The sequence below is a fragment of the Duganella vulcania genome (assembly GCF_009857655.1).
Classification (GTDB): domain Bacteria; phylum Pseudomonadota; class Gammaproteobacteria; order Burkholderiales; family Burkholderiaceae_D; genus Rugamonas; species Rugamonas vulcania.
The window spans coordinates 1-10,660 of the sequence record NZ_WWCX01000139.1 but is presented as its reverse complement, the minus strand read 5'-3'; the positions used below and the strand labels follow the sequence as shown (position 1 = coordinate 10,660).

The following is a 10,660-nucleotide window of genomic DNA, read 5'->3' as shown; positions in this document are numbered from 1 at the left end:
CAGCTGGGACAGCGCGTCGATGGCCGCCTGCTCAAGCTGGACGCGCCGTTCGCCGCCTGCGCCGGCAGCGCGGCCGCGCCGGCCTGCGTGGCCGCGCTGGAGCAGCTCAACAATACCTACGCGATCGGCGACCAGCCGGCGCTGACCCAGACCAGCGGCTGGCTGGACGCCTGGTCCTCGCAGCCGAGCGCCTACGCGGTGGCGGCGCGCAACACGGCCGACGTGGTGGCGGCGGTCAACTTCGCGCGCGAGCACCATCTGCGGCTGGTGGTCAAGGGCGGCGGCCACAGCTATCAGGGCACGTCGGACGCGCCCGATTCGCTGCTGGTGTGGACCCGCCAGATGAACGAGGCCACCCTGCAGCCGGCCTTCGTGGCGCAGGGCTGCGACGACGCGCCGCAACCGGCCGTCACGCTGGGCGCGGGCGCGATGTGGATCGACGCCTACGACGCCGTCACCACGCGCGGCGGACGCTACGTGCAGGGCGGCGGCTGCACCACGGTGGGCGTGGCCGGGCTGGTGCAGAGCGGTGGCTTCGGCAGCTTCTCGAAGAACTACGGCACCGCCGCCGCCGGCCTGCTGGAGGCCGAGGTGGTGACGGCCGACGGCCAGGTGCGCATCGCCAACGCCCGCACCAATCCCGAGCTGTTCTGGGCCTTGAAGGGCGGCGGTGGCGGCAGCGTCGGCGTGGTCACGCGGCTGACGCTGCGCACGCGCGAACTGCCGGAGAACTTCGGCGCCGTGTTCTTCACCATCAAGGCGGCGTCGGACGAGGCATACCGCGCGCTGATCGCGCAGGTGATGGCGTTCTACGCCAGCGCCTTGTTCAACCCGACCTGGGGCGAGCAGATCGGCTTCAACACCGGCAACACGGTGGACGTGTCGATGGTGTTCCAGGGACTGGACCAGAAACAGGCGGAGGCTGTGTGGGCGCCGTTCCTTGCGTGGCTGGGCGAGCGGCCAGAGTATGCGCTGGAACAGCCGTTCCGCGCGGTGGCCGTGCCGGCGCGGCAGTTCTGGAACCTGGCCTTCTTCAAGAAATACGCGCCGGGCTTCATGCTGGCCGACGAGCGTCCCGGCGCGCCCGCGCACCACGGCGTGTGGAAGGGCGACGCGGCCGACGCGGGCTGGTTCATCCATGGCTACCAGTCGGCATGGCTGCCCGCCACCTTGCTGGCGGCCGAACAGCAGGCGCAGTTGACCGATGCCTTGTTCCGCGCCACGCGGCACTGGCGCGTTGGCCTGCACTTCAACAAGGGCCTGGCCGGCGCCTCGGCCGCCGACCTGGCCGCCGCGCGCGACACGGCCATGAATCCCGATGTGCTGGGTGCGTTCGCGCTGGCCATCATCGCCGGCGGCGACGGCCCGCGTTATCCGGGCATGCCGGCTGCCGCCGACGCAAAGGACCCGAAATCGGCTGCACTATCGGCCGCGCAGCGAGGCCGTGAGCGGGCCGCCGCCATTGGCCGGGCGATGACAGCGCTGCGCCAGGCCGCACCGAAGGCCGGCTCCTACGTGTCGGAGAGCGATTACTTCATCGCCGACTGGCAGCGCGCGTTCTGGGGCGGCAACTACGAGCGGCTGGCGCGCGCGAAGCGGCAGTACGATCCTGATGGCCTGTTCTTTGTGCGCCACGGCGTCGGCAGCGAGGGGTGGAGCGACGACGGCTTCACCCGCAAGGGCTGACGCTTCTCACTGCGCCGCTGGAGGCGGGCGGCGCGGCACCAGCAGCAGCTCTTGCTGGCGCCCGCCGATGTAGCGCACGCCGGCCTGGTCGAAGTACGCGTCCTCCTCCAGCATCATGCGCACCGGCTGCGCGTAGCCGTCGATGGCGGTCGCCGCACTGAGCTCGATCGAGTACGCGGTGCGGTGGCGCAGCGCCTCGTCGCCGCTGCCAGGCACGCCGCCCTGCATGTCCCACATGCCGATGGTGGGACCGGCCGCGTGGCCATGGTAGCCGATCGGATGGGTGTAGATGACCGGGTTCAGGTTCTCTGCGCGCCCCTGCGCCAGCGCCGCCGCCAGCACCTGGTTGCCCGTGCGGCCCTGGCGGAACTGCGCCGTCAGAATGTCCTGCAGACGATTGGCGCGCGTGAAGGCCTGCACCAGCGCTGCCGGTGCGGCGGTCTCGCCGGGCCTGAGCACATAGGCATGCTGCTGCACGTCGGTGTTCAGGCGCAGGTAGGTGATGCCGATATCCACATGCAGCAGGTCGCCCGGCAGGATCACGCCACTATCCGGCTGGTCCTTGCCCTGGCGCTGGATCTCCACCGACGGATGGAACCACGTGTCGTAGCCCAGGTCGCGGATCTTCTGGCGGAACCACCACACCACATCCTCGCTGGTGGTGACGCCGGGCGTGATCACGCGTTCCGAAAAACCTTCGGCGATGATCTGGTGCGTGGCCTCGATCATCCGCGGATAGATCCGCATTTCGCTGTCGGTGCGGGTCTCCAGCCAGCGCACCGCCAGCGGCTCGGCCGACACCACCCGGGCGCGATACTCGGCCGGCAGCGCCTGCAGCAGCTCGTTGTAGTCGGTATGGTCGATGCCATCGGCGTGGCCGAAATCGCGCGAGGTGTCGAGCGCGATCTTGTGCGGCTTGCGCTGCCGGACCAGGTCCGCCAGCGCAGCCCACTGATCGGGGAACTTCTTCATATCCCACGCCGCCGCGATGCTGTCGCCGACGTTGTAGCGCGCCACCGCCAGTCGCTCCACACGGCCGCTGGCCGGATCGCGGTAAAACAGCAGCACCGTGCGGCGGCGCGCGTTGAGCCACTCGGCCGGCAGCATCGTCTTCAGCACCGGATCCTCGTTGTATTCGCGCGAGACCACGATCCACATGTCGATGCCGGTCTGCGCCATCATGTCCGGCAGCAGTTTGTCGAAGCGTTCGGCCAGCAGCTGGTTGATCACGGCCGCCTGTTCGCGCAGCGGCAGCACCTGCGCCGGCGCATGCGCGGCAGCCAGCAGCAGGGAGAGGGCAAGGAGATATTTTTTCATCAGATTTGTTCCGAGAAACCTCGTCCTTTTGGGCGAGGAGTGAAAGGAACCGACTCCGCGGGAGTCGATGCGAGGGACGAAGATACGGAACTCAAGCGTTCCGCTATGGTCAAACATGTATGAAACTGGTTTACCGATATCGCGTCAAATCCTTGAGCGGCCTGCTGAACCAGCAAGCACGGACGGTCAATTTCGTCTGGAACTACTGCAACGATCGACAAAAGGACGCGTTGCGTTTCGGTCGGCGCTGGCACACAGGATTTGACCTGATCAAGCTGACCACTGGCTGTTCGAAGGAGCTTGGCCTGCATTCGGGCACGGTCAACGACATCTGCCAGCGTTACGCCACCTCGCGTGCCACGTCGCATCGGCCTTACTTGCGCTATCGTGGCCGCAAAGCGATGGGCTGGGTGCCGTTGAAGGGGCGTGAACTCAAGCGCGAAGGCAACGCGTTCCGGTTCGCCGGCCGCACGTTTCGCGTGTTTTACTCGCGCCCTCTGCCGGAAGGGAAAATTCTCGATGGCACGAACTTTTCGCGCGATCGTCGCGGCAACTGGTTCCTCAATATTGTCGTCGAGGTAGAACCTGCACCGGTCCGTGCCCCCGTGCGTGGGGTCGGCATCGATCTGGGCCTGAAGACATTGGCGACATTGAGCGACGGCAGCGCCATCGAGGCGCCTCACTTTTACCGGGAAGCCGAGGTGGCGCTGGCGTGTGCCCAGCGCGCGCGCAAGAAACGGCGGATCAAAGCCATCCACGCCAAGATCGCCAACCGCAGACTCAATTTTCTGCACACCCGTACCAGCGCGATCATCGCCGCCTTCGACTATATCGTGGTCGGCAACGTCAACGCGCAGGGCCTCGCCAAAACCAGCATGGCGAAGTCGGTCTACGATGTTGGCTGGTCGTCCTTCCGTACACAACTGGCGTACAAGGCTGTTAAGCATGGCGCCTGGTTCGAGGAAGTCGACGAACGTTTCACCACCCAGGTCTGCTCGCATTGTGGCGGTTTGCCCGATACGAGGCCGAAGGGTATCGCAGACCTTGGAGTAAGAGAATGGTGCTGTAGCGATTGCGGTGCTGTACATGATCGTGATCGAAATGCTGCGGTCAATATTCTCCGTCGCGGACGTGCGACGCTAGCAGTAGGAATCTCCGCTCTTTAGGGCGGGGAGGACGTCAAGCGCTTATTTGAACACAGCGCGCGGCGAAGTCAATCAGCCAGTTGCACGCTTGCCAAAAAAATATGCCTGCGCTAGGCTTGAGACCATGTCCACTCAAGGAGGAACCATGACGTCGATTTTCTACCTGCACGGCGGCCCTGGCATGAGCGTTGCAGTCGAACGCACGCGCTACCCGCAGGCGCAAGAGGTGCAATGGTGGCAGCAGCCGCCGGCCGCGCCGTGTGCGCCGCATCCCTATCTGGATTTGCTGGAAGCCGCGCTGGTCGAATTTCGCCGCAACGCGAAGGAGCACGGCGCGCCGATGACGGTGATGGCCAGCTCCTTCGGCGCACACCTGGCCACCCACCTGGCGCAACACGCGCCCGAGTTGGTGGAGCGCGTCGTGCTGTTGGCGCCGACCTACAATCCCGAACAGGCCGCGCTGCGCCTGGCGCGGCGCGCGCTGGCGCTGAACGCCGGCCATGCCGATGCGGATAAGGTGACGGCGGCGCTGGCCGCTTTCGACGCGGCACCGGGCCGCGCGCGCTTCTGGGACGTGTTCGGTGCGCTGCAACTGCTGCCGGACGTGCCGGCGCTGTATTTCGGCCCGCAGGCAGGCGACGCGCCGCGCCATTTCGTCGACGTGCTGCAGCAGCCGGGTGGATTCGATGGCGTGAGCGCGGTCGCCATCTCGGACGATTTCGCCGCCACTTTCCGCGCGCCTGGCCGCAGCGCCTTCAATGGTCCGGTATCGGTGCTGTTCGGCCGCCACGACCCGATGATCGACGCCAAACACGATGGCCCGCTCTGGCGCGCCATCTTCCCGCAGGCCAGCCTGCGCATGGTCGACAGCGGCCACTTCCCGCTGCTGGAAACCTCGCTCGAAGCCTGCCTGGCCTGAGCGGCCAGCCGCCTATGCGGCTTGGCGCCGGCGCGAGAAATGCGCCTCGATCTCCTCCAGCGTCTTGCCCTTGGTCTCGGGCAGCAGGAAGGCGGCGGTGAGGAAGTAAAGCAGCGCGCACCCGGCGCCATAGAAGAACAGCGTGGCGTAGCCGTACTGGCCGACGGTCGGCAGGAACACCGCCGCGATCACGGTCGACACGAACTGGTTGATCAGCAGCGCCACGCTCATGCCGTTGGAGCGTATGCGGTTGGGCATAAGCTCCGACAGCGCCAGCCACACGCAAACACCAGGACCGACCGCGAAGCTGGCGACGAACAGGCAGATCGCCAGCGCCACCTGCCAGCCGTGCGAGGCGGGCGGCACCGCCGAGAGGTGCGCCTGCTCGATGCGCAGCGGCGCGCCGGCCGCTTCAGCCGGATCGGCGAAGGGATTCAGATGCAGGCGGCGGAAGAAGGCGCCGATCACGCTGTCCGCCTGTACCGTGTCCTCGCGCGCGACGCGCAGCAGCGGCAGGGCGGGATCGTCGCTGCGGCGGCTCTGCACGTTCGTGAACGGACCGTAGGAGTAGGCGATCGACAACTGCATGGCGGTGCTGTCAGCCGGCGTTGCGCCCAGCGTGCGCAGGGTCTCCGGGTCCAGGCGCAGTTCCAGGCCGTCGCCATGGACGCGCGCCTGCAGCATGGCGGAGACATCGCGCTGTTCGCCCTCGACGCTGCGGAACAGCAGGCCGGCCACCACCAGCGCGACGACGATGCCGCCGGTGCCGAGCATCATCAGGAACTTGCGGCCCTTGCGATCGACCAGCGCCACCGCCACCACCGTCAGCACAGCATTGAGGACCTTGAGCGCGACGTCGGCCATGTTGGCCGTGGCGCCGGGCAGGCCGGCCTGGTTCAGGATCGTGACCACATAGGCCAGGATGGAATTGATGCCGGTCGCCTGCGTCAGCGCCAGCACCAGGCAGGCCAGCAGAAAGGGCAGTACGTAACGGCGGCTCAGCAGGCGGTCGTTGGCCGCCACGCCATCGGTCGCGGTGGCGGGCGACAGCGCCTGTTCGATCTCGCGCAGTTCCGCGTCCGCCTCGGCGGCGGGACGGGTGCGCAGCAGCGCGGCGCGGGCCTGCGCGATGCGGCCCTTGCGCGCCAGCCAGCGCGGCGACTCCGACAGCAGCAGGCCGCCCAGCGTGAACACCAGGCCAGGCGCAAGGCACATCCAGAAGATGCTGCGCCACGCATGGTCCTTGGCCGCGAACACCGCGCCGGCACGCGCCGCCGCCTCCAGGTTCTGGGCGGCGGCGGTGGCGGTTTCCACCTCGCGCGCCTGGAACAATCCGATCAGCGCCGCCGCCACCAGGCCGATGGTCAGCAGCAGCTGGAACAGCGCCGCACCGCGTCCGCGATGGCGCGCGTGCAGGCACTCGGCCAGGTACAGCGGCACCACCACGCCGATCAAGCCGCCGCTGATGCCCTGCAGCAGACGGCCCAGCATCAGCGCCAGGTAGCCGTCGGCCAGCGCGATCAGCGGTATGCTCGCGGTGAACAGCGCACCGGCCAGCACCATCGCCGCGCGCCGTCCCACCAGGTCGGCCAGCGCGCCGGCGAACAGCGACGACAGCACAGACCCCAGCAGCACCGCCGCCACGATAAAGCCCAGCTGCTGCGCGCTCAGCTTCCATGCCACCGACGCCGTCGATTCCAGGTAGGGCAGGGCGCCGGCGATGATGCCGACGTCGATCCCGTACAACAGCCCTCCCATCCCGGCTATGAACAGCAGAAAGCCCATGGCGCGGGCGGGGGCGTTGGACAGGGTGGCTTGCATCGGGACTCCGTTCAGTGGGAAGTAAGATCGATGGCCTGGCCTTCGACGAAGACGGCCACCGGCTGCAGATCGGCATTGAGGACAACGATGTCGGCCCAGGCGCCCGGCATCAGGCGGCCCCGTTCCGGTTCGCCGATGTAGTCGGCGGGGTAGAGCGACAGGCGGTTGGAGGCGTCGGCCAAATCCAGCCCGAGGCCGACGAAATTGCGCAGCGCCTGGTCCATGGTCAGCACCGAGCCGGCCAGCGAACCGGTGGCCAGCCGCACGCAGCCCAGGCACTTGTAGACGCGCTGGCTGCCCAGGCCATACTCGCCGTCCGGCATGCCGGTGGCCGAGGTGGCGTCGGTCACGCCGTACAGGCGCGGGATGGCGCGCAGCGCCGCGCGGATCGCGCCCTCGTGCACGTGCTGCAGGTCGGGGATGATCTCGGCGTATTCGGCGTGCGCCAGCGCTGCGCCGGCGATGCCGGGATGGCGGTGGTTGAGCGCCGTCATGCCGTTGAACAGGTGGGTGAAGCCGGCCGCGCCGGCGTTGAGCGCCGCCACGCCGTCCTCGTAGCTGCCGTTGCTGTGGCCCAGCTGCACGCGGATGCCCATCTGCTTGAGCATGGGGATCAGCTCCAGGTGGCCGTCCACCTCAGTGGCAATGGTCAGCGCGCGGATCGGCGCCAGCTCGTGGTAGCTGCGCACCAGCTCCAGGCTGGCCACCGCCACCGCGTCCGCCGGCTGCGCGCCCAGCTTGTGGATGCTCAGGAACGGGCCTTCCAGGTGCACGCCCAGCACGCGCGCGCCGCCGGCTGGACGTTCGGCGATCACGCCGGCCAGGCCGCTGAGCGCGCGCCGGATCGAATTGTCGGTGGCCGTCATGGTGGTGCCCAGCAGCGCCGTGGTGCCGTGGCGCGCGTGGCTGCGCGCCACCGTGGCGCCGGCGTCGCCGCCCTGCATGATGTCGACGCCGGCGGCGCCGTGCACGTGCAGGTCGATGAAGCCGGGCAGGATGGTCAGGCCGGTATCGGCTTGCGCGTCGGCCTGGATGGACTGGATGCGCTGGTCGAAGGCGATGCTGCCCGTGATCCAGCCTTGTGGGGTAAGGATTTTGCCGCTGATTGACACTGTTATTCCGCTATCAGGAGTTCGATGCCGGCCGCCAGCAGGCCGTCGCGGTATTCCGCGCTGATGCTGGCGTCGGTAATGACGGTGTGGACGCGGTCCAGCTGCACGATGCGGTGCAGGCTGACACGCCCGAATTTGGAGGCGTCGGCCAGCACGATGATCTTCTTGGCGCGCTCCACCATCTTGTGGTTCAGGCTAGCTTCGGCCTCGTGGTGGGTGGTGACGCCGAACTGCAGGTCGAGGCCATCGACGCCGAGGAACAGCTTGTCGAAGCTGTAGGCCTGCAGGCAGGCCTCGGCCTGCGTGCCCTGGATCGACAGCGACTGCTTGCGCAGCAGGCCGCCCGTCAAAATCAGGTCGACGCCGGGGGCGTCGGCCAGCTCCCAGGCGATGTTCAGGCCATTGGTCATCACCGTCACGTTCTGCGCCTCGTGCAGGTGGCGCGCCAGCGAGATGGTGGTGGTGCCCGAATCGATGATGATGTTATCGCCCGGCTGCACCATGCGCGCGGCCCAGGCGCCGATGCGCTCCTTCTGTTCGTGGTTCAGCGCGTCCTTTTGCGGAATGGTCTGCTCGGGCGGCGGCGTGCGCGCCAGCGTGGCGCCGCCGTGGCTGCGCGTGGCCAGTCCCTGCGATTCGAGCGCACTGAGGTCGCTGCGGATGGTGACGGCGGACACGCCCAGCTGGTCCACCAGCGCGGCCACCTGGACCGAGCCGTGGCGGGTGAGCGCCTGCAGGATGGAGGCGCGGCGTTGACTGGTATTTCGCATTGTTCTGCTGTCAGATGATCAAAGATGTCGAGCTTAACAGATCGCGGCCGCGCTGCCAGCAGGAGTGCTGGCATTTGACGCGGAATCGTGCGCGCTGTTGCGGTTGCAGGCACGCGCATATTGGGCCAGCACGCGGCCGATTTTATGCTCCAGCAGCGCTCCTGCCCTGGCGGCCAATTGGCCTTGCAGCACCTGCAGGTACTGCTCCGGCAGGTGTTGGCTCAGCAGCGACAACGGGATCGCCAGCGCATCGAGGTTGGCGCACAGGCGTTCGACGGCGGCCGTCACCGCCGGTTCGCCCCAGTAGTAGCGGCAGCGGTCACTCAGGCCGTAGCGGCGCAGCAGGCGCTGCTCGGCGCCGCTGCCGGGGTAGTGCTTGGCCCAGTGCCTGGGCTGCGCCAGCATGGTCTCGTCCAGCACCTGCATCAGGCGCGATACCTGGCCGGCCGGCACCAGCTCCTCCTCGATGCGGCACAGCGCCTGCAGGCCTTCGCGCAGCGCGAAGGTGGCGGCCGGGCCGACCTTGAGGATGGCGAAGTGGTCGCGCACCATGTCGTGCAGCGCCGATTCGCGCTGGTAGTCGGTGGAGTGGGCCTCGAACACCAGGCCGGGCTGGCCGGCCACGAAGGCCGACAGCGCGCTTGCCTGCGCGGCGTCGTAGTGCTGGATCTGACTGTGGTCGAAGTCCACGCCCGGCTGCACCACCATCGCGATCACGCGGCGCCAGGCATCGTGCAGCTCCATCGCGAAAAAGGCAAGGCGGTGCACGTCCAGCGTGCGCGCGGCGGCCTTGGGCGAGGTGACCGCGCCGGCCTGCGCCAGGTTCGCCTCGCCGCCGGGGATGGGGACTTCGGTGCCGATCACGTACACCGGCGGCGGCAGGCCGGCTTGGGCGGCCGCCTGCTCGGCCACCGCGCACAGGCGCGCCGAGCGGGCGGCGATGGTCTCGTCGCTCAGGTGTTGCGGATCGTTGGCGCAGCGCATGCTGCAATCGAGGTGGATCTTGTGGAAGCCCGCCGCGGCGTAGGCGGCGATCAGCGTCTCCGCGTGCTGCATGGCGGTGGCCGCGTCCAGATGCTGCCAGGCGTTGGGGCCGAGATGGTCGCCGCCCAGCACCAGCCGCTCCGGCGGGAAGCCCTGGTCCCGCGCCAGCTGGTGTACGTAATCGTGGAAGGCGGACGGCGTCATGCCGGTGTAGCCGCCGAACTGGTCGACCTGGTTCGAGGTGGCTTCCACCAGCAGCACGGTGCCGTAGTCGGACGCCACCCGCATCGCCGCGCGCAGCACGCTCGGATGGCTGCAGCATACGCTGTACAAGCCGACGGCCGCGCCGCGCCGGTGGGCGGCGACGATCTGCTGGACGGGGGACAGGGATTCGGTAGTTTTCATGGTCGCTGGCTTGGTCGGTGATGAGTCAGGGGTTGGCGAATTGCTGGCGGGCGAGCAGGGCGGCGCCGCGTGCGCCGCCGGCGTCGCCGAACTTGGGCGGCAGGATGGGCGGTACGCGCACGCCGGGGAACAGGTGGCGGCGCATCGCGGCCGGCAGCTGGTCGTACAGGTGGGCCAGTTGCGACAGGCCTCCGCCCAGCACGATCGCGTGCGGGTCCAGCGTCAGCACCAGCGTGGCCAGCGCGTGGCCCAGCAGGTCGGCGTGCAGCGCCATCGTTTTTGCGGCGATGGCCGAACCGGCCCGCGCCTGCGCCACGATGGCGGCCGGCGTCTCGTCACCGCCGCCGAGGTGCAGATGCAGGCGGCTCATGCCGGGGCCGGAGACATAGCGTTCCAGGCAGCCGCGCCGCCCGCAAGGGCAGTCGAGCACCGGCAGCGCGGCGGCGGCCGACGGCGGCATCTGCGGCGTTAATTGCGAGGCCGGCAGCGGCCAGTGGCCCC

Annotated in this window: 9 protein-coding genes; 3 read left to right on the top strand and 6 right to left on the bottom strand. The window is 68.4% G+C overall.

Annotated features, from left to right (window positions below; all coding sequences use genetic code 11):
• Nucleotides 1-1,686: FAD-binding oxidoreductase (locus GTP90_RS33040; RefSeq protein WP_161087485.1), on the top strand; the 1,686-nt coding region annotated here is incomplete at its 5' end.
• A 6-nt stretch (nucleotides 1,687-1,692) separates the two neighbouring features.
• Here GTP90_RS33040 and GTP90_RS33035 read toward each other — a convergent pair.
• Nucleotides 1,693-3,003, bottom strand: a complete 1,311-nt coding sequence (locus GTP90_RS33035) for a M24 family metallopeptidase (protein ID WP_161087484.1) — start codon at nucleotides 3,001-3,003, stop codon at nucleotides 1,693-1,695.
• Nucleotides 3,004-3,122: 119 nt separating this feature from the next.
• Here GTP90_RS33035 and GTP90_RS33030 point away from each other — a divergent pair, with 119 nt between their 5' ends.
• Together GTP90_RS33030 and GTP90_RS33025 are read left to right on the top strand one after the other, a co-directional pair.
• Complete coding sequence (locus GTP90_RS33030; RefSeq protein ID WP_161087483.1) at nucleotides 3,123-4,169, top strand: RNA-guided endonuclease InsQ/TnpB family protein; 1,047 nt, start codon at nucleotides 3,123-3,125, stop codon at nucleotides 4,167-4,169.
• 124 nt (nucleotides 4,170-4,293) lie between these two features.
• On the top strand, nucleotides 4,294-5,067 hold the full coding sequence (locus GTP90_RS33025) for an alpha/beta fold hydrolase (RefSeq protein ID WP_161087482.1): 774 nt from the start codon (nucleotides 4,294-4,296) through the stop codon (nucleotides 5,065-5,067).
• A gap of 12 nt (nucleotides 5,068-5,079) precedes the next feature.
• On the opposite strand, the gene GTP90_RS33020 is transcribed toward GTP90_RS33025, so the two are convergent.
• The 5 genes from GTP90_RS33020 to GTP90_RS33000 all read right to left on the bottom strand — a co-directional run.
• Entirely contained in the window at nucleotides 5,080-6,888 is a 1,809-nt protein-coding gene (locus tag GTP90_RS33020; RefSeq protein ID WP_161087481.1) for an MFS transporter, read from the bottom strand.
• Nucleotides 6,889-6,899: 11 nt separating this feature from the next.
• On the bottom strand, nucleotides 6,900-8,006 hold the full coding sequence (gene nagA, locus GTP90_RS33015) for an N-acetylglucosamine-6-phosphate deacetylase (protein ID WP_161087487.1): 1,107 nt from the start codon (nucleotides 8,004-8,006) through the stop codon (nucleotides 6,900-6,902).
• Nucleotides 8,003-8,770 carry a DeoR family transcriptional regulator gene (locus GTP90_RS33010; RefSeq protein ID WP_161087480.1) on the bottom strand — a complete coding sequence of 256 codons (768 nt, stop codon included), beginning with the start codon at nucleotides 8,768-8,770 and terminating at the stop codon, nucleotides 8,003-8,005. Before GTP90_RS33010 ends, nagA begins: the two co-directional genes overlap by 4 nt.
• 33 nt (nucleotides 8,771-8,803) lie before the next feature.
• Complete coding sequence (locus GTP90_RS33005) at nucleotides 8,804-10,159, bottom strand: D-tagatose-bisphosphate aldolase, class II, non-catalytic subunit (protein ID WP_217432057.1); 1,356 nt, start codon at nucleotides 10,157-10,159, stop codon at nucleotides 8,804-8,806.
• A gap of 25 nt (nucleotides 10,160-10,184) precedes the next feature.
• Nucleotides 10,185-10,660, bottom strand: a 476-nt coding sequence (locus GTP90_RS33000; RefSeq protein WP_254452160.1) for an ROK family protein, incomplete at its 5' end; no start/stop codon positions are given.